A 25781-nucleotide genomic window follows, 5' to 3' on the forward strand; every position below is an offset into this window, starting at 1 on the left:
ACGCTCTCAGGCGTCACTCGGTTCCCGGTGATGTGCATGGCGCACAGACTACGCACCGTCAAAACCTGCCGAGCCCCGAAGTTCACCTCAAATCAGGCAACTCGCGTCCGATGAATCGGTGATGTGATCCCGTTCACCACACCCCCTCTTGTCGCATCCGGAAGGCCGTTCTATCGTCGTGATGTATCGAGTCGATACATCAGCTCGACACATCGCCCCGAGACATCGGAGCGATACACCGACGGAGACCCGCGCACCGGGCGGAGAGGGGGCGACGATGAGCCGGCGTTCCGGCATCCTCGAGTTCGCCGTACTCGGCCTGCTCCGCGAATCTCCGATGCACGGCTACGAGCTGCGTAAACGCCTCAACACGTCCCTGGGCGTGTTCCGCGCGTTCAGCTACGGGACGCTCTACCCCTGCCTCAAGACGCTGGTCGCCAACGGCTGGTTGATCGAGGAACCGGGGAACGAGTCCGAGGCCGTGCCCCTCACCGGCCGCCGCGCCAAGATCGTCTACCGGTTGACGGCGGAGGGTAAGGAGCACTTCGAGCAGCTGCTCTCGCAGACCGGGCCGGACGCGTACGAGGACGAGACCTTCGCCGCCCGTTTCGCATTCTTCGGGCAGACCTCACGCGACGTACGCATGCGTGTGCTGGAAGGCCGCCGCAGCCGCCTGGAGGAGCGCCTGGAGAAGATGCGCGCCTCCCTGGCCCGCACCCGGGAGCGGCTCGACGACTACACGCTCGAACTGCAGCGCCACGGGATGGAGTCCGTGGAGCGCGAGGTGCGCTGGCTGAACGAGCTGATCGAGAGCGAACGGGCGGGACGGGACCTCAAGGGCCCCGCCATCGGGGAGCCCGGTTCGCGTGACACCACATCTGGAGCGCCGGGCGGCCTGCCCCGGCCGGGGGACGACCCCCGGCCGGATACGCCCGGCGACACCGCCACGTGAGAGCCCGCCGCGGGCCTCACTCGTACACACAGGGAGCAACCGGAATGGGTTCGGTTCGCGTAGCCATCGTCGGCGTGGGCAACTGCGCAGCGTCGCTGGTACAGGGAGTCGAGTACTACAAGGACGCCGACCCGGCGGCCAAGGTGCCGGGCCTGATGCACGTCCAGTTCGGCGACTACCACGTCCGCGACGTCGAGTTCGTCGCCGCGTTCGACGTGGACGCCAAGAAGGTCGGCCTCGACCTCGCGGACGCCATCGGCGCCTCCGAGAACAACACCATCAAGATCTGCGACGTGCCCCACACCGGCGTGACGGTCCAGCGCGGCCACACCCTCGACGGCCTGGGCCGGTACTACCGCGAGACGATCGAGGAGTCCGCCGAGGAGCCCGTCGACGTCGTGCAGGTCCTCAAGGACCAGCAGGTCGACGTCCTCGTCTGCTACCTGCCCGTCGGCTCCGAGGACGCGGCGAAGTTCTACGCCCAGTGCGCCATCGACGCCAAGGTCGCCTTCGTCAACGCCCTCCCGGTCTTCATCGCCGGCACCAAGGAGTGGGCGGACAAGTTCACCGAGGCGGGTGTCCCGATCGTCGGCGACGACATCAAGTCGCAGGTCGGTGCCACCATCACGCACCGCGTCATGGCGAAGCTCTTCGAGGACCGGGGCGTCGTCCTGGACCGCACGATGCAGCTGAACGTCGGCGGCAACATGGACTTCAAGAACATGCTCGAGCGCGACCGCCTCGAGTCGAAGAAGATCTCCAAGACTCAGGCCGTCACCTCCCAGATCCGCGACCGCGAACTGGGCGAGGGCAACGTCCACATCGGCCCGTCCGACTACGTCGCCTGGCTGGACGACCGCAAGTGGGCCTACGTCCGCCTCGAGGGCCGCGCCTTCGGTGACGTCCCGCTGAACCTGGAGTACAAGCTCGAGGTCTGGGACTCCCCGAACTCCGCCGGTGTCATCATCGACGCCCTGCGCGCCGCGAAGATCGCCAAGGACCGCGGCATCGGCGGCCCGATCCTGTCGGCGTCGAGCTACTTCATGAAGTCCCCGCCCGTGCAGTACTTCGACGACGAGGCCCGCGAGAACGTCGAGAAGTTCATCAAGGGTGAGGTCGAGCGCTGACGCGCCGCAACCGGTCGCTCCTGCCAGGGCTGTGAGGGTCCCCGGGTCGTATGGCCCGGGGACCCTCCCCGTATGTGAGGCTGGGCCCCATGGCCGTCGTCCGTGACCTGCGCGTCTTGCTGCGCTTCCAGGGCTTCCGGCGCCTGCTCGCCGTCCGTCTGCTCTCCCAGGGTGCCGACGGTGTGTACCAGGTCGCGCTCGCCGCCTACGTCGTCTTCTCCCCGGAGCGGCAGACCTCCGCGGCCGCGATCGCCTCCGCCATGGCCGTGCTGCTGCTGCCGTACTCGCTCGTCGGCCCCTTCGCCGGCGTCCTGCTGGACCGCTGGCGGCGCCGCCAAGTCCTGCTGAACGGCAGTCTGCTGCGGGCCCTGCTGGCCTGTGCGACGGCCCTGCTGATGCTCAGCCCGGCGCCGGACTGGCTCTTCTACGTCTCCGCGCTGTGCGTCACCGCCGTCAACCGCTTCGTCCTGTCCGGCCTGTCCGCGGCCCTGCCGCGCGTGGTGGACACCGAGCGCCTCGTCCTCGCCAACTCCCTCTCGCCGACCGCCGGAACGCTGGCCGCGACGGCGGGCGGCGGCCTCGCTTTCGCCGTCCGTCTGGTGGTGGCGGACTCCGACGCCGCTGTCGTGCTCGTGGCGGCCGGGCTGTACCTGTGCGCGGCCCTGGCGACGCTGAGCATGGCGCGGGACCTCCTTGGGCCGGACCGGACTCCGCGCGTACGGATCGGCACGGCCCTCACCGGCACGGTGCGCGAACTCGTCGCAGGCGTACGGCACCTGGCCGCACCGCCCCGCCGGGAGGCGGCCTGGGCGCTCGCGGCGATGTCCCTCATGCGGTTCTGCTACGGCGCCCTGCTCGTCATGCTGCTGATGCTGTGCCGGTACGCCCTCACGTCGGCCACGGACGACGGACTCGCCCTGCTGGGACTGGCGTTGGGTGTCTCCGGTGCCGGTTTCTTCGCGGCGGCGGTGGTGACGCCCTGGACCGCGGGACGGCTCGGACCGGGCCGCTGGATCGTCGTGTGCGCCGGTTCGGCGGCCCTGCTGGAGCCCGCTCTGGGGCTGCCGTTCGCGACCGCGCCCCTGCTGGCGGCGGCGTTCGTCCTGGGCCTGACGACCCAGGGCGCGAAGATCGCCACGGACACCATCGTCCAGTCCTCCGTCGACGACGGCTTCCGTGGCCGGATCTTCTCGGTTTACGACGTCCTGTTCAACGTCTTCTTCGTCGGAGCGGCCGCCGTGGCCGCCCTGATGCTGCCGCCGGACGGCCGGTCCCTGCCACTGGTGATCACGATCGCCGTTATCTACGCGGCAGTAGCTGCCGCTATGGCCCGGTTTGGCCGTGAGTCAGTGTCACATCAATGACACAGAGCCACTCCTGACTACTGCGCTGTCAGTGGGGACCGCTACCTTACGTGGGTCTTATCTCGCGACATGTTCGCGTCACTCATCCATGTTTTTAGGGGGACCCCCAAGTGTCTACTCCGCCGCCCCAGGGCAACCCGTTCGCGCAGAACCAGCCCGCGGGTCAGCCCCAGGCTCCTTACCCGCCGCAGGGCGGCTACCCCCAGCAGCCCGGCCAGCCCGGCATCCCGCCGCAGGGCGCCAATCCATACGCCCCGGTCCCGCCGCAGCCGTCCGGCCGCAAGCTGAGCTTCAAGACCATCAAGAACATCGTGATCGTCGTCGCGGTGGCGGGCATCGCCATCGGTGGCTGGATCACCAGCCGGGACGACGCGAACACGGCGGCGGTCGGCGACTGCATGCACCGCGGCAGCACCAACGACAACAACCCCGACCTCGAGGTCGTCGAGTGCAGCGACGCCAAGGCCCAGTTCAAGGTGCTCGCCAAGATCGAAGGCTCGTACCTGACGGAGACCCTGGCGTCGAGCAAGTGCGAGGCCGAGGCGAAGGACTTCCAGTACACGTACACCGAGAGCGGTGACGGCAAGGACTTCCTGCTCTGCCTGCAGGACTACAAGAAGTAACGCGGAGCGGAGGGGGGCGGTGTTTCACGTGAAACACCGCCCCCCTGATCCGTTCCCGGGGTCATGTTTCACGTGAAACATGACCCCGTTCCCTGACTCAGCTCTCCTGCTCGGCCCACCACTCCTTGAGCACCGAGACCGCCGCGTCGTGCTCCATCGGCCCGTTCTCCAGCCGCATCTCCAGCATGTGCTGGTACGCCCGCCCGACGACCGGACCGGGACCGACGCCCAGGATCTCCATGATCTGGTTGCCGTCGAGGTCGGGGCGGATGGAGTCCAGCTCCTCCTGCTCCTGCAGCCGGGCAATCCGCTCCTCGAGACCGTCGTACGCCCGGGACAGGGCCGCCGCCTTGCGCTTGTTGCGCGTGGTGCAGTCCGAACGGGTCAGCTTGTGGAGACGGTCGAGCAGCGGTCCGGCGTCACGGACGTAGCGGCGGACCGCGGAGTCCGTCCACTCGCCGGTGCCGTAGCCGTGGAACCGCAGGTGGAGTTCGACCAGCCGGGAGACGTCCTTCACCAGCTCGTTGGAGTACTTGAGCACGGTCATGCGCTTCTTGGTCATCTTCGCTCCGACCACCTCGTGGTGGTGGAAGGAGACCCGGCCGTCCTTCTCGAAGCGCCGCGTGCGCGGCTTGCCGATGTCATGCAGTAGAGCCGCCAGCCGCAGCGTCAGGTCGGGGCCGTCGTCCTCCAGCGCCATCGCCTGCTCCAGCACGATCAGCGTGTGGTCGTAGACGTCCTTGTGGCGGTGGTGCTCGTCACGCTCCAGACGCAAGGCCGGCAGCTCGGGCAGCACATGGTCCGCGAGGCCGGTGTCCACGAGCAGCGACAGGCCCTTACGCGGGTGCGGGGACAGGATCAGCTTGTTCAGCTCGTCCCGGACCCGCTCGGCCGAGACGATCTCGATCCGCCCGGCCATCTCCTTCATCGCGGCGACGACCTCGGGAGCGACCTCGAAGTCGAGCTGCGCCGCGAACCGAGCGGCCCGCATCATCCGCAGCGGGTCGTCCGAGAAGGACTCCTCCGGGGTGCCGGGCGTGCGCAGCACGCGTGCCGCGAGATCCTCCAGGCCGCCGTGCGGGTCGATGAACTCCTTCTCCGGCAGCGCCACGGCCATCGCGTTGACGGTGAAGTCGCGGCGGACGAGATCCTCCTCGATCGAGTCACCGTACGAGACCTCGGGCTTGCGCGAGGTCCGGTCGTACGCCTCCGACCGGTAGGTGGTCACCTCGATCTGGTAGCCACCCTTGTGCGCGCCGACCGTGCCGAAGGCGATGCCGACCTCCCAGACGGCGTCCGCCCAGGGGCGCACGATCTTCAGGACGTCCTGGGGGCGGGCATCGGTGGTGAAGTCGAGGTCGTTGCCGAGCCGGCCCAGCAGCGCGTCCCGGACCGAGCCGCCGACCAGGGCGAGTGAGAACCCGGCTTCCTGGAAGCGACGGGCGAGGTCGTCGGCGACAGGGGCGACCCGCAGGAGTTCGCTCACCGCGCGGTGCTGCACCTGGCTCAGGACACGGGACGTTTCTTCGTTGGCGTTCGGCACAACAGAAGAGGGTACGTGGCCCGGGCGCCCCTCAGCTCCCCGATTACCGGGCGGGGACACGTCCCCCATACCCTCGCAAGAGCTGCCTCGCAGGGCAAAAGAACCGTGTCCCTTCTGCTGGCGGCATACCGGACAGCGGGGCCTCGGCCCGCGATCTTGTGGGTCGGACCGCGGCACTTCCCCTCAGCGCGCATCGTTACCATGCGTGGACGCACATTCCGACGACCACTGACGACGACGAGGGACGGGCGAGCGCGTGGCCGACGCGGCAGACTTCCAGGGGACCAGTGCCTCACCTGCCCGCCGCTGGCTACGGCGCACCGGGGCACTGCTCGCCGGTGCGCCCCTGCTGGCAGGGCTGCTCCAGCTGCCCGGCGCGACGCCGGCGGACGCGGCGGGCCAGGAGTCCCCGCAGGCCGTCTCCGGGGCCGGCTCGGTCTCCGTCGCGGTCGACTCGCTCACTCCCAGCGTCCCCACCGAGGGGGACACGGTGACGGTGTCCGGCACGGTCACCAACAAGGGCAGGCAGGCGGTCACCGACGCCCACGTCGACCTGCGGGTGGGCCCGCGGATCGACACGCGCTCGTCCATCGACACCCTGGCCGCGAAGGGCGACGACGTCCAGGGCCCGGCCGGTGAGAAGGTGGGCGGCAAGTACACCGAGAAGTTCCCCAGGCTCACACCGGGTGTCGCGGAGCCCTTCAGCATCTCCGTGCCGGTGGACGAGCTGGACCTCGGCGGGGACGGCGTCTACCAGCTCGGTGTCACGCTCTCCGGGGAGACCTCCGCCCAGCCCTGGGACCAGGTCCTCGGCATCCAGCGCACGTTCCTGCCGTGGCAGCCGGAGGAGGCCGGCACGAAGACGAAGACCACGTTCCTGTGGCCGCTCGTCTCCACCTCCCACATGGCCGCCGAGACGGGATCGAACGAGCAGCAGACGCCGGTCTTCCGCGACGAGGAACTCGCCGCCGAGATCGCCCCGGGCGGCCGCCTGGAGCAGATGGTGTCCCTGGGCAAGGGCCTCGACGTCACCTGGGTGGTCGACCCCGACCTGCTGGCCTCCGTCGACGCCATGACGAGGAGCTACGAGGTCCGCGCCGACGACGGCACCACGACCCCCGGCAGGAACCAGGAGCGGGCCAGGCAGTGGCTGACCGAGCTCCAGCGGGCGGTCGCGGACAAGGAGGTCGTCGCCCTGCCGTTCGGCGACCCCGACCTGGCCTCCCTCGCCCACAACGGGACGAGCGTCACCGGCTCGCTGAGCCACCTCAAGGAGGCCACCGACGTCGTCGACGACACGGTGGAGACGATCCTCCACGTGAAGCCGAACACGGACTTCGCCTGGCCCGTGAACGGTGCCGTCGACCCGTCGATCGTGAAGGTGGCGACGTCCGCGGGCGCCGACAAGGTGATCGCCCGCAGCGACAGCCTCCAGGACAGCCTCTCCTACACGCCCTCGGCGGCCCGGCCCATCGGCGGCGGCACCACGGCGGTCGTGGCGGACGCCAGGATGTCCACGCCGTTCCAGGGCGACCTGACGAAGGCCTCCGCGTCCACGCTCGCCGTGCAGCGCTTCCTCGCCCAGAGCCTGACGCTGGGCCTGCAGACCGGCAAGCAGCGCAGCGTCGTCGTCGCCCCGCAGCGGATGCCCTCCGTCGGCCAGGCCCAGGCCATGGCCGAAGCGCTGACCGCCCTGCAGGACGGGAACTGGTCCGAGTCGCAGGACCTCGCGGACGCCGCCAGGGCCAAGCCCGACCCCGCGGCGAACACGAAGGTGCCGCCGGCGTCCGCGTACCCTCGTGACCTGCGCAAGCAGGAACTGCCGCGCGACGCGTTCGAGCAGATCGCCCGGACGCAGGGCAGCCTCGACAAGTTCAAGGTCATCCTGACCATCCAGTCCCGTGTGGTGACCCCGTTCGGGCGGGCCATGAACCGCGAGATGTCCACGTCGTGGCGCGGACGGGACATCGCCGCGGCGGGCTACCGCCACGACATCGAGTCCTACCTCGACGGGCTCATCAACGGGGTCAAGCTGATCGAGAAGACGGAGACCAAGCTCTCCGGCCGCAGCGCCACGATCCCCGTGACCGTCCAGAACAACCTGGTGCAGGGCGTCGAGCACCTGGAGCTGCGGCTCACGTCGAAGAACCCGACCCGGCTCAAGATCGGCGACTTCGCCTACGAGGAGCAGCCCGTCGCGGTCAACGGCGGCCACAGCCAGTCGGTGAAGTTCACCACGTCCGCCAACGCCAACGGCCGGGCGGAAGTGGTCGCCCAGCTGTACACGGAGGACGGCCGGCCCTACGGCGACCCCGTCGACTTCGAGGTGAAGGTCACCGAGGTCACCCCCACCGTGATGCTGGTCATCGGCGGCGGCTTCCTGCTCCTGGTGCTGGCCGGCTTCCGGATGTACACCCAGCGCAAGCGCGCCGCCGCCCGCGAGGCCGCCGAGCCGGAGGAGCCCGCCGGAGAGCCCCGGGAAGAGGCCGGTGCTCAGCAGAACCCGCACACCGCAGGCGACCGTCTCACGGACGGATCCGAGGACGGCTCCCGGGCAGACGCCCCGGAGCAGCCGAGTGACCCGGAGCCGGACACCGCAGCGGAAAGCGCCGACCCGTCCGGCACGGGTGAGAGAGTGGACCGTTGAGATGTCGTGGCCGGTGGGCCCGGGACGATGAGGTGGGGTAACCATGAACGCGCCGTACGACGGTGACCGCGGCCGTGCCGCGGGCAGCCCCGGCCACCCCGAACCGGGCGGGCCCGAGGGCTCGCCCGCCGAGCACGGTCAGGTACCGCCGCAGCCGCCCGCGGACATGTACCTCCAGGACGCCTACGCCCCGGACCCCTACCAGGCGCACGACCTCTCCGCCCAGGACCCGGTGGGCGAGGCGCTCTACGACCGCGCCGCGCACCCTCCGCCCGCCCCGGGCACCTACCAGCCCCAGCAGCAGCTGTACGGCCAGCCGCCGCAGTCGGCGTACGCCCCCGACCCGCGGGTGTGGGCCCAGACACCCGCGCCCGAGCCGGACGGCGCGACGCGGCACCTGCCCTATGGCGACGACCCGCGCACCACGCAGTACGTGGGCGTCGACGACCTCGTCTCCCAGGCGGGCGAGCCGCGCCAGGAACCGGACGCCTTCGCGCATCTCTTCCGCGACCAGCAGCAGAGCAGCGGCCACCCGTCCTACGCGTCGCCCTCGGTCCCCGGCCCGTCCCCGGCGCCCACGGCACAGGGACCGTACCCGGGACCCGAGCAGACCGCGGCGACGGCGCCCGTGACGGACACGCACCCGGACCAGGAACCCGCCGCGTCGCCGGCCCCGAAGAAGACCGGCCGAGCCGCCGGCCTGCTGAAGTCCAGCGCCGTGATGGCGGCGGGCACGATGGTCTCCCGCCTCACCGGCTTCGTCCGTTCGGCGCTGATCGTCTCGGCCCTGGGCGTCGGCCTTCTCGGTGACACCTTCCAGGTCGCCTACCAGCTGCCGACCATGATCTACATCCTCACCGTCGGCGGCGGTCTCAACTCCGTGTTCGTACCGCAGCTGGTGCGCTCCATGAAGAACGACGAGGACGGCGGCGAGGCGTACGCCAACCGGCTGCTGACCCTGGTCATCGTGACGCTGGGCGGCCTCACCGCGCTCTCCGTCCTTGGCGCGCCCCTGCTGATCCGCGTGCTGTCCGACCCGGTCGCCAGCGACCCCGCGGCGAACCAGGTGGCCACCACCTTCGCCCAGTTCTTCCTGCCCACGATCTTCTTCATGGGCATCCACGTGGTGATGGGCCAGATCCTCAACGCCCGCGGCAAGTTCGGCGCGATGATGTGGACCCCGGTCCTGAACAACATCGTCATCATCGTGACGCTGGGCATGTTCATCTACGTCTACGGCACGGCGGCCGACTCGGGGATGAAGGTCACCACCATCCCGCCGGAGGGCCAGCGCCTGCTCGGCGTCGGCGTCCTGCTCGGCCTCGTGGTCCAGGCGCTGGCGATGATCCCCTACCTGCGCGAGACCGGGTTCCGGCTGCGGCTGCGCTTCGACTGGAAGGGCCAGGGACTCGGCAAGGCCGTCACGCTCGCCAAGTGGACGGTCCTGTTCGTCCTCGCCAACCAGGCGGGCGCCATGATCGTCATCCAGCTGTCCACCGCGGCGGGCAAGGCCTCGCCCGTCGACGGCACCGGCTTCGCCGCCTACGCCAACGCCCAGCTGATCTGGGGCCTGCCGCAGGCCATCATCACGGTCTCCCTCATGGCCGCCCTGCTGCCGCGCCTGTCGCGCTCGGCGGCCGAGGGCGACGGCGGCGCGGTCCGCGACGACATCTCGCAGGGCCTGCGCAACACGGCCGTCGCGATCGTGCCGATCGCCTTCGGCTTCCTCTCCCTCGGCATCCCGATGTGCACGCTCATGTTCGGCTCCTCGGGCACCAGCGAGGCCACCAACATGGGCTTCATGCTGATGGCGTTCGGCCTGGGCCTGATCCCGTACTCGGTGCAGTACGTGGTCCTGCGGGCCTTCTACGCCTACGAGGACACCCGAACCCCCTTCTACAACACGGTCATCGTGGCCGCGGTCAACGCCGGTGCCTCGGCGGCCTGCTACTTCCTCCTCCCGTCCCGCTGGGCCGTGGTCGGCATGGCCGCCTCCTACGGACTGGCCTACGCGATCGGCGTCGGCGTCGCCTGGCGCCGGCTGCGCAAGCGGCTGGGCGGGGACCTCGACGGCGCCCGTGTGCTGCGGACTTACGCCCGGCTGTGCATCGCCTCGGTTCCGGCCGCCCTGCTCAGCGGCGCGGCCGTCTACGGCATCGGGCACACGCTCGGCCAGGGCGTCGCGGGCTCGCTCGCCGCGGTGTTCGCCGGTGGCGCCGTCCTGCTCGCTGTTTTCTTCGTCGCCGCCCGCCGCATGCGCATCGAGGAGCTGAACTCGCTGGTCGGCATGGTCCGCGGGCGCCTGGGACGCTGAGGAAGGGGGAGGCGCACAACCATCGTCAGCCACCGCGTGTCGTGCATAGCGGCGGACTGTGGGCACAATTGGTTTCGGCGTCGGACGGCGCGCAACGGATGCCGGCCGGCGCGCAATGGATGGGGAGGCAGGAACGACGGTGGCGGAACGGAGTACGGCTGCCGTCGACGTGGCAGACAACAGCGGCGAGTCGTCGCTGACCGCACAGGCGGACCAGTCCACGGCCGACGGGGTGGCCAAGAACCGGGAGCGGGACACGGACAGCGACGAGGTACAGGAGAGCACCCGGACCGACGGTTCCGGAAAGACCTCGACGCCTGAACTGCACAGTGGCCACAAACTCGCCAGACGCTACCGCCTCGAGGAGTGCGTCACCCGTCTGGACGGTTTCAGCAGTTGGCGCGCCGTGGACGAGAAGCTCCGCCGTGCCGTCGGCGTGCACATCCTGCCCGCGGACCACGCGCGGGCCCGGTCCGTCCTGGCCGCCGCCCGCTCCTCCGCGCTCCTCGGCGACCCGCGCTTCGTCCAGGTGCTGGACGCGGTGGAGGAGAACGACCTCGTCTACGTGGTCCACGAGTGGCTCCCCGACGCGACGGAACTGACCACGCTCCTCGCCTCCGGGCCGCTGGAGCCGTACGACGCCTACCAGATGGTCAGCCAGGTCTCCGCCGCCATGGCCGCCGCCCACCGTGAGGGCCTCGCCCATCTGCGCCTGAACCCCAACGCCGTCCTGCGCGCCTCGACCGGTCAGTGGCGCATCCGCGGCCTCGCCGTGAACGCCGCCCTGCGCGGCGTCTCGTCCGACACCCCGCAGCGCACCGACACGGAGGCCATCGGCGCCCTGCTGTACGCGGCGCTGACCCAGCGCTGGCCGTACGAGAGCGACGCCTATGGGCTGTCGGGCCTGCCGAAGGACATCGGGCTGATCGCGCCGGACCAGGTGCGGGCCGGAGTCCACCGCGGCCTGTCCGAGCTCTCCATGCGCGCCCTCGCCAACGACGGCGCCACCGCCTCGCGGCACGAGTCGCCGTGCACGACGCCGGAGGAGCTCGTGAAGGCGATCGGCGAGATGCCCCGCATCCGCCCGCCGGAGCCCGCGTTCACCGCCCCGCCCGAGTACCAGCGCACGACGTACCAGCAGGGCACGTACGGCCGCCAGGCCCCCCGTCCCGGCGCCCCCCAGCCGATCGCGGCGCCGCCGCCCCCGTTGCAGAGCCGCACCGGCAAGGCCCTCAAGTGGGCCGTGTCCGCCCTGCTGATCGCCGCACTGGGCCTCGGCAGCTGGCAGCTGGCCGACGCCCTCATGGACCAGGGCGGCAAGGCGGAGGATCCCACCAAGACGCAGAACAACGAGGGCGGCGACAAGAACAAGAACCGTCCGGCCCCGAAGCCGATCGCGGTCAAGGGCTCCGAGGAGTACGTCGCCAAGGGCGAGGCCCAGCACGCCGCCGACGTCGGCAAGACCTACGACGGCGACCCGTCCACGGCCTGGCGCACCAACAGCTACCTCGACGGTCCGAAGATGGTGATAAAGCCGGGCGTCGGCATCGTCTACGACCTCGGCTCCGAGCAGCAGGTCTCGTCCGCGACCCTGTCGCTCCGGTACGGCGGCGACCACACGACGGCCGAGCTGTACGCGACCGGCTCCCTCGGCTCCGCCACCCCGCTGAGTTCCATGAAGAAGCTCGGCTCGGTGACGTCGAGCAGCACCTCCGCGAAGATCACCGTCGACAAGCCGGTGAAGAGCCGGTACGTCCTGGTCTGGCTGACGGCCCTGCCCTACTCGGGCTCCGACCCGTCCAACTTCAGTGACGCGGGCTACAAGCAGGCGATCACCGAAGTGAAGTTCACGGGCTGAGAGCCGACCGAGGGGAGGGGGTCCGATGGGGGACGGCGCCGAGTTCGGCGGTGCGACGGATCAGGACCTCCTCGCCCGGCATGTCGAGGGCGACCCCGACGCCTTCGGTGAGCTCGTCCGGCGCCACCGCGATCGGCTCTGGGCGGTCGCCCTGAGGACACTGGGGGACCGCGAGGAGGCCGCTGACGCGGTCCAGGACGCCCTCGTCTCCGCCTATCGGGCCGCGCACACCTTCCGGGGCCAGTCGGCCGTCACGACGTGGCTGCACAGGATCACGGTGAACGCCTGCCTGGACCGGGCCCGCAAGGCGGCCTCCCGCAAGACCTCGCCTGTCGACGACACCGAGCGCCTGGAGCAGCTGCTCGAGCCGCACGAGTCGGCCTCGGCACCCGCGGAGCGCAACGATCTGCACCGGCAGCTCATCGAGGCGCTGGGCACGCTGCCGGCCGACCAGCGCGCGGCCCTCGTCCTGGTCGACATGCAGGGCTACCCCGTCGCGGAGGCGGCCCGCATCCTCGAAGTGCCGACCGGCACGGTGAAGAGCCGGTGCGCACGCGGCAGAGCCAGACTCCTGCCGCTGCTCACCCACCTCCGGCCGGACGGCAGCGGCAAGAAGGCGGGCCCGGAACGGAACCGGACGCCGGGTCCGGCCGTCCCACCCGCAGCGGGACCGCGCCCAGCGGAACCGCCGGACCCAGGACCGAGTGACCCAGCTGCAGTGAAGGGCGGAGGTGGACGAGCGTGACGTCGACGACCGACATGGCCGGGCACCCGGACGTCGCGGAGATCTCCGACCTCGCCGAAGGGCTTCTCCCCCCGCCCCGGAGCCGCGAACTGCGCCGGCACCTGGACGCGTGCGAGCTCTGCGCGGATGTCTACGCGTCCCTGGAGGAGATCCGCGGACTGCTCGGCACCCTGCCCGGTCCGCCGCGCATGCCCGCCGACGTCGCCGGGCGCATCGATGCCGCACTGGCCGCCGAGGCCCTGCTGACCGCCACGCGACCGGAGACGCCGACGGACCCTGACGCGCCTGCGGAGGCCCTCGACACCGACAGTGGCTCCGAGTCCGGCCCCAGCTCCGGTTCCGGTGACGGCGGCGCTCACGTTTCACGTGAAACATCGACGCCTTCCGACCGGCCCGCCGGGCGTCCCCGCTCCTCGACCACCGGGCCCGGCCGCAAGGGACGCACCCGGATCGGACGTCGCAGGATCGCGGTCCTGGGGACCGCCTTCACCGTGGCCGCCCTCGGGCTGGGATCCGTTCTGCTGTCGTCCCTCGGCGACGGCCGGCCCGGACGCGACACGGCAGGCGGTTCGCACACCACCGCCGGGGACACCTTCTCCGAGGGGAAACTGCAGAGCCAGGTCACCGATCTTCTCTCCGACGACACGGGCGAGACCGAGGGAGACGGTGGTTCCCGCACGCCCTTCGGCGCGGCCACCGGCCCCGGCGTCAACCAGCCCAAGGTCTTTCAGGGGGTCGTCGTGCCCGGCTGTGTGCGTGAAGGCATCGGGCGCGAGGACGCTGCCCTGGCCGTCGAGAACGGCAGGTACCACGGGAAGAAGGCGATGCTCGTGCTGCTTCCCGACGCCGCCGACGCCACCCGGGTCACCGCGTACATCGTCGACGCGACCTGTGTGGATCAGAAGGACGCCTCCTCCCAGGGCAAGGTCCTCCTGGAGCGCAGCTACCCGTCTCCCTGAACACCAGCGCTTCGTCCACACCCTGGGTGGTGTCCGGCCCGCGGGTGCTTCTCCGTGTGCCCGGACACAGCGGGAATGCGCGCCCCTTAGGATCCGTTGGGTGGGGTGAGAGTTCCGAAAGCAGCTCCCACCGGTCGAACGACGCAGTCCAGAGACGAGGAATCAAGCCGTGAGCGACGTCCGTAACGTGATCATCATCGGCTCCGGGCCCGCCGGCTACACGGCGGCGCTGTACACCGCACGCGCGTCGCTGAAGCCACTGGTGTTCGAGGGCGCCGTCACCGCGGGTGGCGCGCTGATGAACACCACCGACGTCGAGAACTTCCCGGGCTTCCAGGACGGCATCATGGGCCCCGAGCTCATGGACAACATGCGTGCCCAGGCGGAGCGCTTCGGTGCCGAACTCGTCCCCGACGACGTGGTGGCCGTCGACCTGACCAGTGAGATCAAGACCGTCACGGACACCGCCGGCACCGTCCACCGGGCGAAGGCCGTCATCGTGACGACGGGCTCCCAGCACCGCAAGCTCGGTCTGCCGAACGAGGACGCCCTCTCCGGCCGTGGCGTGTCGTGGTGTGCCACCTGTGACGGGTTCTTCTTCAAGGACCAGGACATCGCCGTGATCGGTGGCGGCGACACCGCGATGGAGGAGGCGACCTTCCTCTCTCGGTTCGCCAAGTCCGTCACCGTCGTCCACCGGCGTGACACCCTGCGCGCCTCCAAGGCCATGCAGGAGCGCGCCTTCGCCGACCCGAAGATCTCGTTCGTGTGGGACAGCGAGGTCGCCGAGATCCAGGGTGACCCGAAGCTCTCCGGCCTGAAGCTGCGCAACCTCAAGACCGGCGAGCTCTCGGACCTGCCGGTGACCGGTCTGTTCATCGCGATCGGCCACGACCCCCGCACCGAGCTCTTCAAGGGTCAGCTCGACCTGGACGAAGAGGGCTACCTCAAGGTGAGCGCGCCGTCGACCCGCACGAACCTGCCCGGTGTCTTCGCTGCCGGTGACGTGGTGGACCACACCTACCGCCAGGCGATCACCGCAGCCGGGACCGGCTGCTCCGCCGCTCTCGACGCCGAGCGCTTCCTCGCCGCTCTCGCGGACGAAGAGCAGGCGGAGCCCGAGAAGACCGCTGTCTGACCCCTCCCTACCCGCCCCACGCACCAACAGTTAAGGAGCCCGCCGTGGCCGGCACCCTGAAGAATGTGACCGACGACTCCTTCGAGCAGGATGTCCTCAAGAGCGACAAGCCCGTCCTGGTGGACTTCTGGGCCGCCTGGTGCGGTCCGTGCCGCCAGATCGCGCCGTCCCTCGAGGCGATCGCCTCCGAGTACGGCGACAAGATCGAGGTCGTCAAGCTGAACATCGACGAGAACCCGGGTACGGCCGCCAAGTACGGCGTCATGTCCATCCCGACCCTGAACGTCTACCAGGGTGGCGAGGTCGCCAAGACCATCGTGGGCGCCAAGCCGAAGGCCGCGATCGTTCGCGACCTCGAGGAGTTCATCGCCGAGTAAGACGGCTGAGCCGACCCGTCGGCGCATGTTTCACGTGAAACACGAATGGGCCAACCCGGAAGGGTTGGCCCATTCGTTTGTCGTCCGTACCTCACCGACCTGGAATCCGCCGCTACAGCGGTCGCAGCGCCGGCTCCTTCTGGACGGCGCCTAGGAGCCGGTCGAGCGCCATCTCCACGTCTTCCTTCCAGGAGAGCGTGGACCGCAGCTCCAGTCTCAGCCGGGGATAAGTGGGATGCTGCCGGACCGTTTTGAAGCCCACCGCCAGAAGATGATCGGCGGGCAACACACAGCCCGGCTCCTTCCAGCGGGCGTCTCCGAACGCCTCGATCGCCTTGAAGCCGCGTCGCAGCAGATCCTTCGCCACGGTCTGGACCATCACCCGGCCGAGTCCTTGCCCCTGATAGCCCGGCACGATGAACGCGGTGATGAGCTGGACGGCGTCGGGGGAGACGGGGCTCGTGGGGAATGCCGTGGAGCGGGGCACATAGGCGGGAGGGGCGTAGAGCACGAAGCCCACCGGCACGTCGTCGACGTAGACCACCCGGCCGCAGGAGCCCCAGTCCAGCAGTACCGCCGAGATCCAGGCTTCCTTCTCCAGATCGGCCGTGCCTGCCTTTACCGCTGCCTCACCGCTGACCGGGTCGAGTTCCCAGAAGACACACGAGCGACAGCGCTGGGGAAGGTCCGGGAGGTTGTCCAGCGTGAGCGGTACAAGCCGTCGCCCCATGAAGGCTGTTCCTCGCTTCCTTCGCCCGCCGCATCGCGGGCTGCTGTCAGAGCACTCCGTTCCCTGAGGAGGCTGCCGATGAACCCACCGACGGCTCCCAGCCCCAAACCGGCGCTCACCAGTCCGGTGCGGCTCATCGATCGCATGGCCCCTGCCTCCCTCTCGGGGGTGCTGTCGGGTGGTGGCGCCGTACCCGAACGCATCGTATCCACGATGCGATTCCCTCGAAACCGCCAGAAAGGAAAGAGCGGGCCATGTTCCGGTACACACCGGACACGGCCCGCCCTTCCGGAGCACAGCCGAGACACCTGCCGGAGGCTCAGGACTCGCTTTCCTCGGAGTCGCCTTCCTGGAGACTCTTCTGCAGGACAGGCCCTTCGCCGGGAGCAAGAGAACCGAGGATCCGCTCCAGGTCCTCCATCGAGGCGAACTCGACGGTGATCTTGCCCTTCTTCTGTCCCAGGTCGACCTTCACCCGCGTCTCGAAGCGATCCGAGAGCCGCGTGGCGAGGTCCGAGAGCGCGGGAGAGACCCGTGCCCCGGCTCGCGGTCCCTTGGGTCGCTGCGCCTTCTGCGGACGCGACCCCATGAGGGTCACGATCTCCTCGACGGCCCGCACCGAGAGGCCTTCGGCGACGATGCGGTGGGCGAGCCGGTCCTGCTCCTCCGAGTCCTCCACGGACAGCAGAGCCCGCGCGTGACCGGCGGAGAGCACGCCCGCGGCGACCCGGCGCTGCACGGCCGGCGAGAGCTTCAGCAGACGCAGGGTGTTGGAGACCTGCGGGCGCGACCGGCCGATGCGGTCCGCCAGCTGGTCGTGCGTGCAGTTGAAGTCCCGGAGCAACTGGTCGTAGGCGGCTGCCTCTTCCAGCGGGTTCAGCTGAGCGCGGTGCAGGTTCTCCAGCAGGGCGTCCAGGAGGAGCTTCTCGTCGTCCGTGGCGCGCACGATCGCCGGGATCGCCTCCAGGCCCGCCTCACGGCAGGCCCGCCAGCGGCGCTCGCCCATGATGAGCTCGTAGCGGGCGGGACCCACCTGACGCACGACCACCGGCTGGAGGAGGCCCACTTCCTTGATGGAGGTGATGAGCTCCGACAGCGCGTCCTCGTCGAAGACCTCACGGGGCTGCCGCGGGTTCGGCGTGATCGCGTCGAGGGGGATCTCGGCGAAGTGCGCACCGATCGGCGCAGCGGGCGTCACCGGAGCACCGGGTTGCGCCGGCTCCTCTGTTTCACGTGAAACAGCCGGGAGTGTCGCCACCTTCGCCGCCGCCACCCCGCGGTCGTGGGGCAGCACGGGCACTGCCGCAGGAGACGGGGACACGGCACTCCCCGACGCTGCCTGGGCCACCGACTTCTCCGTCGGGGCGGCAGGGATCAGTGCGCCGAGACCACGGCCCAGCCCCCTCCGTCGCTCGCTCACTGGATGCCCTCCACCATGCTCGGGTCGTTCTGCTGTGCGCCGATGTGAGCGTGTGTGGCGTCATAGCTGATGCCCACGCCCTTCAGCGCGATCTCTCGTGCCGCCTCAAGGTATGAGAGGGCACCACTCGATCCTGGATCGTAAGTCAGGACCGTCTGCCCGTAACTCGGCGCCTCGGAGATACGGACGGAACGGGGAATGCTCGTGCGCAGCACCTCGTCGCCGAAGTGGGTGCGCACCTCTTCGGCGACCTGAGACGCGAGGCGCGTCCGGCCGTCGTACATGGTGAGCAGAATGGTCGACACGTGCAGGGAGGGGTTGAGATGACCCCGCACCAGGTCGACGTTGCGCAGCAACTGCCCCAAGCCCTCCAGCGCGTAGTACTCGCACTGGATCGGGATCAGGACCTCCTGCCCCGCCACCAACGCGTTGACCGTGAGGAGGCCGAGCGAGGGCGGGCAGTCGATGAGGATGTAGTCCAGCGGCTGCTCGTACGCCTGGATGGCGCGCTGCAGTCTGCTCTCCCGGGCCACCAGGGACACCAGCTCGATCTCCGCACCGGCGAGATCGATGGTGGCGGGGGCGCAGAAAAGGCCTTCGACATCGGGGACCGGCTGGACGACCTCGGAGAGCGGCTTGCTCTCCACCAACACGTCGTAGATGGACGGAACTTCGGCGTGGTGGTCGATGCCGAGCGCGGTGGACGCGTTCCCCTGAGGGTCGAGGTCGACCACGAGGACCCGGCCGCCGTGCAGGGCCAGCGACGCGGCGAGATTGACGGTCGTCGTCGTCTTGCCCACACCGCCCTTCTGGTTGGCGACCACGATGATCCGGGTCTGCTCAGGCCGTGGCAGGCCCTCGCCGGCACGGCCGAGAGCCTCCACCGCCAGTTGGGCAGCACGACCGATGGGAGTGTCGTCCATCGGAGGCGGTGTTTCACGTGAAACATCCGCCCCCATCGACTCGGTACGGGGACCGGGGACCGGATCGGTCATCGGTCCCGCGATGTTGGCGTCGGACCGCAAGGATTCACTCTCCTCGACTTCAGGCTCGCAATGAACAGAGCCTCCCATGTCTTCGGGGTCGCGAACCAGTGAGGCCTGGCGTTCTGTGGAGAAATCCACCTCTGTGGACAACTCGGTGCCCTCGTCGAGTGACCCGAGGGGCTTACGGTCGCGGGGTTCGGCCGCAGCGCGGCCACGACTGATGATGCCGTGCAGCAGTGAGCGACGTTTCACGTGAAACACGATGCAGGGCAGTCATGGCCGGACCGTTGCGACACTCCGGGATGCGTAGGTTTGGCAGCTTGTGTGGAGTACGTCTCGTCCGCAGGGCGGATCAGCGGCGTCGGCGAGCACGGCCCGTACGCGCCGCCTTGGCCCGCTTGGCGGCGAAACGCACGCCTCCCGGGCTCTCCCCGACCTCGACACGCACCACCGTGGACAGGGGATCCACCACGCCCTCACCCACATGCAGGATGGAGGTCCCCACCGCTCCCAGCTTGCTCAGCGCCGACGAGGCACTCTTCAGCTCCTCCTCCGCTGTGTCCCCCTTGAGCGCGAGCATCTCTCCGTACGGGCGCAGCAGCGGGATGCCCCAGGTCGCAAGACGGTCGAGCGGCGCGACGGCCCGGGCGGTCACGACATGGACGGGCTGGATCTTCCCCATGACTTCCTCGGCCCGGCCGCGCATGACCGTCACATGGTCGAGGCCGAGCAGCTCCACGACCTCGGTGAGGAAGTTGGTGCGCCGCAGCAGCGGCTCCAGCAGGGTGATCTTGAGGTCCTCGCGGACCAGGGCCAGCGGAATGCCCGGCAGGCCGGCACCGGAGCCGACGTCGCACACCGTCACACCCTCGGGTACGACCTCCGAGAGCACCGCGCAGTTCAGCAGGTGCCGCTCCCACAGGCGGGGCACTTCGCGTGGACCGATGAGACCACGCTGCACGCCCGCCTCAGCGAGCAGCTCGGCGTACCGCACCGCATCCGCGAAGCGGTCACCGAACACCTCGCGCGCCTGGTCGGGCGCGGGGGGAAGCTCCGCTGCCTCCGTCACGGGGGACCGTCCTTCCGTACCGCGTCGGCACCACCTGGCGCCGACATCAGAACCACAGAACTATCAGGCTGACAAAGTTCGGCCCCGTCTGCGCAACAGACGGGGCCGGGGGAAAACTGGAGCCGATCAGGCGGGCAGCACGACGACGAAGCGCTGCGGCTCCTCGCCCTCGGACTCGCTGCGCAGGCCGGCGGACTTGACCGCGTCGTGCACGACCTTGCGCTCGAAGGGCGTCATCGGCTGGAGCTTCACGGCCTCGCCGCTGCTCTTGGCCTCGGCGGCGGCCTTGGCGCCCAGCTCGGACAGCTCGGTGCGCTTCCGGGCGCGGTATCCCGCGATGTCGAGCATCAGACGGCTGCGGTCGCCGGTCTCCCGGTGCACTGCCAGTCGAGTGAGCTCCTGGAGCGCCTCCAGCACCTCGCCGTCGCGGCCGACCAGCTTCTGCAGGTCACGGCTGCCCGTGTCGCTGATGATCGAGACGGAGGCACGGTCCGCCTCGACGTCCATGTCGATGTCGCCGTCGAGGTCGGCGATGTCGAGCAGACCCTCCAGGTAGTCCGCCGCGATCTCGCCTTCCTGCTCCAGGCGAGTCAGGGTGTCTGCACCCTCGGCAGCGGCGGAGGTGGTGCCTTCCGTCACGGGATGGACTCCTTCTTACTTCTTGGACGGGGACTTGGGCCGCTGGGGACCCTTGCGCTGTCCGGACTGGGCCTTGCTGCGGGTACCACCCGCGGGCTTCGCGCCGCCCTTCTTGGCAGCGGCGGCGGGCTTGGCGTCCTCGGGCTCGTCGGACTTGGTCAGCGAGGTCTTCGGCTCCTGCTCACCGGCCGCCTTGGCGCCTCCCACGGTGCCGGCCTGACGCTGTGCCTTGGTCTGCCGCTTGGGCTGCTGGCGCCGCGGCGTTCCGGCGGTGGCCGTCGCACCGTCCTCGGCCTGCGCGGCGGCAGCGGCCTCGCTCTTGATCACGGTGCCGTCGGTCTGCGCGGCGAGTCCGGCCTTGCTCAGTCCGTTGATGAACTTGCGCTCGTACTCGTTGCGGTCCCGGCCCTTGGCGACGATGGCCTTCACGATGACGCGGTCCCGGCGCCGGCTGACCTTCTCGCGGTGCGTGACGTGCTTGTGCAGGCGCTCCAGGTACTCGGCCTGGGCCTTGGAACCCGGGGTCGGGTTGTTGCGGATGACGTACATCTGCTGGCCCATGGTCCACACGTTGGTGGTCAGCCAGTAGACGAGGACACCGACGGGGAAGTTGATGCCGAAGACGGCGAACATGACCGGGAAGATGTACATCAGCATCTTCTGCTGCTGCATGAACGGCGTCTTCACCGTGGTGTCGACGTTCTTCGTCATCAGCTGGCGCTGGGTGAAGAACTGCGACGCCGACATCAGGATGATCATGACGGCGGTGACCACGCGGACGTCGGTGAGGGTCGCGCCGAGCGACTCCACCTTCGACGCGCTGTCGGTGAACTTCACCGCGAGGGGTGCACCGACGATGTGCGCCTTCTGCGCGCTCTGCAGCAGGTTCTCGTTGATCACGCCGATGGTGTCGTTCGAGGCGATGCTGTTGAGCACGTGGTACAGGGCGAAGAAGAACGGGGACTGCGCCAGGATGGGAAGGCACGAGGAGAGCGGGTTGGTGCCCGTCTCCTTGTACAGCTTCATCATCTCTTCGGACTGACGCTGCTTGTCGTTCTTGTAGCGCTCCTGGATCTTCTTCATCTCGGGCTGGAGCGTCTGCATGGCCCGGGTCGCCTTGATCTGCTTCACGAAGAGCGGGATCAGGCAGATACGGATCAGGATCACCAGGGACACGATCGACAGGCCCCAGGCCCACCCGGTGTCGGGGCCGAAGATGGCGCCGTACACCGAGTGGAACTGGACGATGACCCAGGAGACGGGTGTGGTGATGAAGCTGAAGAGGCTGGCAATCGTGTCCACTAATCATGCTCCTTGGGCATGGGACGGTGTCTCTGCGGCCGGGCTCGAAGGACTGGACGGACCTGTGGGAGAAGTCTGTCCCTCGGTGGCCGGGTCGGCGGCGGAGGGCCCGCCCTTGCGTGCGCGCCACGCGTTGCGCAGCATTTCGTGCCACCGCGGACGCTTGCGCGGCGGGACGTGGTCCACACCGCCCAGCGACCACGGATTGCAGCGCAGGATGCGCCAGGCCGTGAGTGCCGTTCCCTTGATGGCACCGTGCCGGTCGATGGCCGTGTAGCCGTAGTGGGAGCACGACGGGTAGTACTTGCAGACCGGCCCGAGCAGGGGACTGATCGTCCACTGGTAGAGCTTGATCAGAGCCAGCAGCGGGTACTTCATCGCGCGCCCCCTCCCAGCAGCCGCTGAAGGGCGGCGTCCAGGTCTCGGGCCAGCTGTGCATGGTCGACGTCGCCCGCTCCGGGCAGCGCTCGTACGACTACCAGGCTACCGGGGGGCAGCTGGGCGACTCGCTCGCGCATCAGATGGCGAAGCCTGCGCTTCACCTTGTTGCGCACGACCGCGCCACCGACAGCCTTGCTCACGACGAAACCCGCACGCGTCGGGGGAGCGCTCTCCCCAGGCGCATGCGGGTCCGTGGCACCGCTTCGAAGGTGGACGACGAGGGTCGGGCGGCCTGCCCGACGACCTCGTCGCACCGCGGTCGCGAAGTCCTCGCGCCGCCTCAGCCGGTTCTCGGTGGGCAGCACGACGTCATGACCTGATCGGGATCAGGCGGACAGGCGGGCGCGACCCTTGCTACGGCGGGACGCGAGAATCGCGCGGCCGGCACGGGTGCGCATACGCAGCCGGAAGCCGTGGGTCTTCGCGCGACGACGGTTGTTCGGCTGGAAGGTGCGCTTGCTCACTCGGGGGCTCCAGAAAGAATCGGTGGTTGCGGGGTGCCGTCCTGGCTGTCACCGTGCGCCCACGAGTAGCTCGCAGTTACGCCCGAGTGCACCGCTTACCGATCACCCCGGTGATCTGTGCCCATCGGAGGCAGGCGGCAGCAGCCATCGACAACTCGACCTGGTTACGGTACGCGCGGCTACGCCATCCGGTCAAACCAGGAGCCCCCGGGAGACACTTGTCCACAGGCTGGGGACAACAACTTGAACCGCACCCGCCGCCCTGACTACCGTGACTGGACTCCGATTCGTTCCCTTATCCCTGCCCCACCCGATTTACATCCCGACCCGTCCCCGAATCACACCTTCGAGGGACCCGTGAGAGAGCGTGCCCTGTGGCTGACGTACCTGCCGATCTTGCCGCAGTGTGGCCACGCGTATTGGAGCAGCTCCTCGGGGAGGGCCGCGGCCAAGGGGTCGAGGCGAAGGACGAGCACTGGATCCGGCGCTGCCAGCCCCTGGCGCTGGTCGCCGACACGGCGCTGCTCGCCGTGCCGAACGAGTTTGCGAAGGGCGTACTGGAGGGCCGTCTGGCGCCGGTCGTCAGCGAGACGCTGAGCCGCGAGTGCGGCCGCCCAATCCGCATCGCGATCACCGTCGACGACTCCGCGGGCGAGCCCTCGGCCGCGCCGGCACCTCCCGCCCGCCCCCAGCCGCGCTACGAGGAGCCCGAGCTCCCGTCCGCCCGCCAGGACCGCGACGGATACGACGGCCGCCAGGACCGCGACGGCGGATACGACGGCCGTCAAGAACGCGACGCGTACGACGCGCGCCAGGACCGGGACGCCTACGACAGCCGCCAGGACCGCGACGGATACGACAAGCGTCCCGACCGCTCCGACCGCTCCGACCGTCCCGAGCGCCCCGACCGCGACGGATACGAGGGGTACGGCCGTCACCGCGCCGACCCCTTGCCGGGAACGGCCGGCGACCAGCTGCCGCCTACGCGCGCAGACCAGCTTCCGACCGCCCGCCCCGCCTACCCCTCCGAGTACCAGCGCCCCGAGCCCGGCTCCTGGCCGCGGCCGGCGCAGGACGACTACGGGTGGCAGCAGCAACGCCTCGGCTTCCCGGACCGCGACCCGTACGCCTCCCCGTCGCAGGACGCGTACGGCCAGGACACGTACGGCCAGGATTCCTACGGCTCCCCCAAGGAGCCCTACGGCTCGCAGGACTACCGTCCCCAGCCCGTGGAGCGCCCCTCCTACGAGCCGCCGCGTCCGGACTACGAGACCGCACGCCCGGACTACGACCAGCGTGACCCGGTCCGGCGCGAGCTGCCCGAGCCGCCGGCCGGCTCGGGCCACGTGCACCGGGGCGGCCCGGTCGGCCCGAACCTGCCGACGACCGGGGCGCCCGGACCGCTGGCCGCGCAGCCCGCTCCGGCGACCGGCCCGGGCGAGCCCACCGCCCGCCTGAACCCGAAGTACCTCTTCGACACGTTCGTCATCGGCGCCTCCAACCGCTTCGCGCACGCGGCCGCGGTCGCCGTCGCGGAGGCCCCGGCCAAGGCCTACAACCCCCTGTTCATCTACGGGGAGTCCGGACTCGGCAAGACGCACCTGCTGCACGCCATCGGGCACTACGCGCGCAGCCTGTACCCGGGCACGCGGGTGCGGTACGTGAGCTCGGAGGAGTTCACGAACGAGTTCATCAACTCCATCCGGGACGGCAAGGGCGACAGCTTCCGCAAGCGGTACCGCGAGATGGACATCCTGCTCGTCGACGACATCCAGTTCCTCGCGGACAAGGAGTCGACGCAGGAGGAGTTCTTCCACACCTTCAACACGCTCCACAACGCCAACAAGCAGATCGTGCTCTCCAGCGACCGGCCGCCCAAGCAGCTGGTGACGCTGGAGGACCGGCTGCGGAACCGCTTCGAGTGGGGACTGATCACGGACGTCCAGCCACCCGAGCTGGAGACGCGGATCGCGATCCTGCGCAAGAAGGCGGTGCAGGAGCAGCTGAACGCGCCGCCGGAGGTCCTGGAGTTCATCGCGTCCCGGATCTCTCGGAACATCCGTGAGCTGGAGGGCGCGCTGATCCGGGTCACGGCGTTCGCCTCGCTCAACCGGCAGCCCGTGGACCTGGGGCTGACGGAGATCGTCCTGAAGGACCTCATCCCCGGCGGCGACGACTCGGCGCCCGAGATCACCTCCACGGCGATCATGGGCGCGACGGCGGACTACTTCGGGCTGACCGTCGAGGACCTCTGCGGGACGTCCCGCGGCCGCGCCCTCGTCACCGCCCGGCAGATCGCCATGTACCTGTGCCGTGAGCTGACGGATCTGTCGCTGCCGAAGATCGGCGCGCTGTTCGGCGGCCGCGACCACACGACGGTGATGCACGCGGACCGCAAGATCCGCAATCTGATGGCCGAGCGCCGCTCCATCTACAACCAGGTCACGGAGCTCACCAACCGCATCAAGAACGGCTGAGCGCCGCTCCCCAGACCGCTGAGGGCGCCCCCGGAGTCTGCCGGGGGCGCCCTCGCGCGTGTTCGCGGGCGTCCGTGCCGGCCCTCGTCCCCACCCCGCTGTTCGAATAGTCGCCGGGTTACGGCCTCCCTCCACAGATTCGGGGACTTTCTGCCGTCCACATGCTGGGGACCGGGAAGTTGTCCAGACCGTGTCCACAGGGGACGCTGTCGAAGGACCATCAGACCAGCTCAGCTGCTTGTGGATTGGTGGACGAACGATCTCCACAGACTGTGGACGAAGCGGTGATCCACAGGCTGTGCACGAAGTTGTCCACGGGCTGCCCACAGGCTGGGGGCGGTTGTCCCCAGCGATCGGCGTCTTCTCCACATGCCTGTCCACTGTTCGGCAACCCGACGCGCCTCCTCACCGGGTCGAGTGAAAGGCGTCACATGAAGGTGCCGGGTTGGGCTGTGGGAAAGGTGGGTAAACCTGGGGACGGCACTGGGGAGAACTCGCCTCCCCCTGTGCACGGGGTGTGCAGAACTTTCCGTTCTCCACAGAAGCGCCGGGTTGTCCACCGCCGTCACCCACAGGCCCCGTGGACAAAATTTCCGCTCTGAGCTG

Annotated in this window: 22 protein-coding genes; 12 read left to right on the forward strand and 10 right to left on the reverse strand. The window is 69.5% G+C overall.

All coding sequences use genetic code 11. The features are described from left to right. The first annotated feature begins 277 nt into the window (after nt 1-277). The 4 genes from ACF07N_RS15675 to ACF07N_RS15690 all read left to right on the forward strand — a co-directional run bounded on the left by ACF07N_RS15675 (nt 278) and on the right by ACF07N_RS15690 (nt 4066). Nucleotides 278-952 (forward strand): helix-turn-helix transcriptional regulator, encoded by a 675-nt coding sequence (locus tag ACF07N_RS15675; RefSeq protein ID WP_383327426.1) that lies wholly within the window; start codon nt 278-280, stop codon nt 950-952. 44 nt (nt 953-996) lie between these two features. After that, nucleotides 997-2079, forward strand: coding sequence for an inositol-3-phosphate synthase (locus ACF07N_RS15680; protein WP_383327423.1), 1083 nt, complete (start codon nt 997-999; stop codon nt 2077-2079). 89 nt (nt 2080-2168) lie between these two features. Then, nucleotides 2169-3443 (forward strand): MFS transporter, encoded by a 1275-nt coding sequence (locus ACF07N_RS15685; RefSeq protein ID WP_392112793.1) that lies wholly within the window; start codon nt 2169-2171, stop codon nt 3441-3443. 110 nt (nt 3444-3553) lie between these two features. Further along, complete coding sequence (locus tag ACF07N_RS15690; RefSeq protein ID WP_383341848.1) at nt 3554-4066, forward strand: hypothetical protein; 513 nt, start codon at nt 3554-3556, stop codon at nt 4064-4066. A gap of 97 nt (nt 4067-4163) precedes the next feature. Here ACF07N_RS15690 and ACF07N_RS15695 read toward each other — a convergent pair whose 3' ends face one another. After that, nucleotides 4164-5609: a CCA tRNA nucleotidyltransferase gene (locus ACF07N_RS15695; protein ID WP_392112796.1), complete on the reverse strand. Its 1446-nt coding sequence runs from the start codon at nt 5607-5609 to the stop codon at nt 4164-4166. A 256-nt stretch (nt 5610-5865) separates the two neighbouring features. Here ACF07N_RS15695 and ACF07N_RS15700 point away from each other — a divergent pair, with 256 nt between their 5' ends. The 7 genes from ACF07N_RS15700 to trxA all read left to right on the forward strand — a co-directional run bounded on the left by ACF07N_RS15700 (nt 5866) and on the right by trxA (nt 15647). After that, nucleotides 5866-8256, forward strand: coding sequence for a DUF6049 family protein (locus tag ACF07N_RS15700; RefSeq protein WP_392112798.1), 2391 nt, complete (start codon nt 5866-5868; stop codon nt 8254-8256). Nucleotides 8257-8299: 43 nt separating this feature from the next. Then, nucleotides 8300-10570, forward strand: a complete 2271-nt coding sequence (murJ, locus tag ACF07N_RS15705) for a murein biosynthesis integral membrane protein MurJ (RefSeq protein ID WP_392112801.1) — start codon at nt 8300-8302, stop codon at nt 10568-10570. Nucleotides 10571-10709: 139 nt separating this feature from the next. Beyond that, nucleotides 10710-12428 (forward strand): protein kinase family protein, encoded by a 1719-nt coding sequence (locus ACF07N_RS15710; RefSeq protein WP_383327405.1) that lies wholly within the window; start codon nt 10710-10712, stop codon nt 12426-12428. Nucleotides 12429-12453: 25 nt separating this feature from the next. Beyond that, entirely contained in the window at nt 12454-13173 is a 720-nt protein-coding gene (gene sigM, locus ACF07N_RS15715; protein ID WP_392112811.1) for an RNA polymerase sigma factor SigM, read from the forward strand. Further along, nucleotides 13170-14132 (forward strand): anti-sigma factor family protein, encoded by a 963-nt coding sequence (locus ACF07N_RS15720; protein WP_392112814.1) that lies wholly within the window; start codon nt 13170-13172, stop codon nt 14130-14132. The genes sigM and ACF07N_RS15720 overlap by 4 nt, the downstream gene beginning before the upstream one ends. 169 nt (nt 14133-14301) lie before the next feature. Next, nucleotides 14302-15270 carry a thioredoxin-disulfide reductase gene (gene trxB, locus ACF07N_RS15725; protein ID WP_392112817.1) on the forward strand — a complete coding sequence of 323 codons (969 nt, stop codon included), beginning with the start codon at nt 14302-14304 and terminating at the stop codon, nt 15268-15270. 44 nt (nt 15271-15314) lie between these two features. Continuing rightward, complete coding sequence (gene trxA, locus ACF07N_RS15730; RefSeq protein WP_010032728.1) at nt 15315-15647, forward strand: thioredoxin; 333 nt, start codon at nt 15315-15317, stop codon at nt 15645-15647. A 112-nt stretch (nt 15648-15759) separates the two neighbouring features. Here the strand turns inward: trxA and ACF07N_RS15735 are convergent, their stop codons facing one another. From ACF07N_RS15735 to rpmH, 9 genes are all read right to left on the reverse strand, one after another. Then, nucleotides 15760-16377: a GNAT family N-acetyltransferase gene (locus ACF07N_RS15735; protein ID WP_392112820.1), complete on the reverse strand. Its 618-nt coding sequence runs from the start codon at nt 16375-16377 to the stop codon at nt 15760-15762. A gap of 319 nt (nt 16378-16696) precedes the next feature. Then, entirely contained in the window at nt 16697-17797 is a 1101-nt protein-coding gene (locus ACF07N_RS15740) for a ParB/RepB/Spo0J family partition protein (protein WP_383580268.1), read from the reverse strand. Then, a complete protein-coding gene (locus ACF07N_RS15745) occupies nt 17794-18870 on the reverse strand; it encodes a ParA family protein (protein ID WP_094054924.1) in 1077 nt (358 codons plus the stop codon). The genes ACF07N_RS15740 and ACF07N_RS15745 overlap by 4 nt, the downstream gene beginning before the upstream one ends. Before the next feature lie 265 nt (nt 18871-19135). Then, nucleotides 19136-19852 (reverse strand): 16S rRNA (guanine(527)-N(7))-methyltransferase RsmG, encoded by a 717-nt coding sequence (gene rsmG, locus ACF07N_RS15750; protein ID WP_392112822.1) that lies wholly within the window; start codon nt 19850-19852, stop codon nt 19136-19138. A 126-nt stretch (nt 19853-19978) separates the two neighbouring features. After that, nucleotides 19979-20491, reverse strand: coding sequence for a protein jag (locus ACF07N_RS15755; RefSeq protein WP_383327383.1), 513 nt, complete (start codon nt 20489-20491; stop codon nt 19979-19981). Between the two features lie 15 nt (nt 20492-20506). Further along, the gene (gene yidC / locus ACF07N_RS15760) at nt 20507-21793 is read right to left on the reverse strand and encodes a membrane protein insertase YidC (protein ID WP_392112825.1); all 1287 of its coding nucleotides are present in this window, start codon (nt 21791-21793) and stop codon (nt 20507-20509) included. Nucleotides 21794-21796: 3 nt separating this feature from the next. Beyond that, nucleotides 21797-22171, reverse strand: coding sequence for a membrane protein insertion efficiency factor YidD (gene yidD, locus ACF07N_RS15765; RefSeq protein WP_383327377.1), 375 nt, complete (start codon nt 22169-22171; stop codon nt 21797-21799). Then, nucleotides 22168-22539 carry a ribonuclease P protein component gene (gene rnpA / locus ACF07N_RS15770; RefSeq protein ID WP_392112828.1) on the reverse strand — a complete coding sequence of 124 codons (372 nt, stop codon included), beginning with the start codon at nt 22537-22539 and terminating at the stop codon, nt 22168-22170. Before rnpA ends, yidD begins: the two co-directional genes overlap by 4 nt. A gap of 21 nt (nt 22540-22560) precedes the next feature. Then, the gene (rpmH, locus tag ACF07N_RS15775; protein ID WP_003956500.1) at nt 22561-22698 is read right to left on the reverse strand and encodes a 50S ribosomal protein L34; all 138 of its coding nucleotides are present in this window, start codon (nt 22696-22698) and stop codon (nt 22561-22563) included. 374 nt (nt 22699-23072) lie between these two features. On the opposite strand from rpmH, the gene dnaA reads away from it, so the two are divergent. After that, nucleotides 23073-25175 carry a chromosomal replication initiator protein DnaA gene (dnaA, locus tag ACF07N_RS15780; protein WP_392112831.1) on the forward strand — a complete coding sequence of 701 codons (2103 nt, stop codon included), beginning with the start codon at nt 23073-23075 and terminating at the stop codon, nt 25173-25175. Nucleotides 25176-25781 lie beyond the last annotated feature (606 nt).

The organism is Streptomyces sp. NPDC015242, assembly GCF_043079125.1.
Lineage (GTDB): Bacteria > Actinomycetota > Actinomycetes > Streptomycetales > Streptomycetaceae > Streptomyces.

Bases quoted from the DNA above. Each gene is read 5' to 3' on its own strand.
- ACF07N_RS15735 (WP_392112820.1), bottom strand. From the start codon at position 16,377: ATGGGGCGACGGCTTGTACCGCTCACGCTGGACAACCTCCCGGACCTT.
- murJ (WP_392112801.1), top strand. From the start codon at position 8,300: ATGAACGCGCCGTACGACGGTGACCGCGGCCGTGCCGCGGGCAGCCCC.
- ACF07N_RS15680 (WP_383327423.1), top strand. From the start codon at position 997: ATGGGTTCGGTTCGCGTAGCCATCGTCGGCGTGGGCAACTGCGCAGCG.
- ACF07N_RS15685 (WP_392112793.1), top strand. From the start codon at position 2,169: ATGGCCGTCGTCCGTGACCTGCGCGTCTTGCTGCGCTTCCAGGGCTTC.
- ACF07N_RS15745 (WP_094054924.1), bottom strand. From the start codon at position 18,870: ATGGGAGGCTCTGTTCATTGCGAGCCTGAAGTCGAGGAGAGTGAATCC.
- yidD (WP_383327377.1), bottom strand. From the start codon at position 22,171: ATGAAGTACCCGCTGCTGGCTCTGATCAAGCTCTACCAGTGGACGATC.
- sigM (WP_392112811.1), top strand. From the start codon at position 12,454: ATGGGGGACGGCGCCGAGTTCGGCGGTGCGACGGATCAGGACCTCCTC.
- ACF07N_RS15675 (WP_383327426.1), top strand. From the start codon at position 278: ATGAGCCGGCGTTCCGGCATCCTCGAGTTCGCCGTACTCGGCCTGCTC.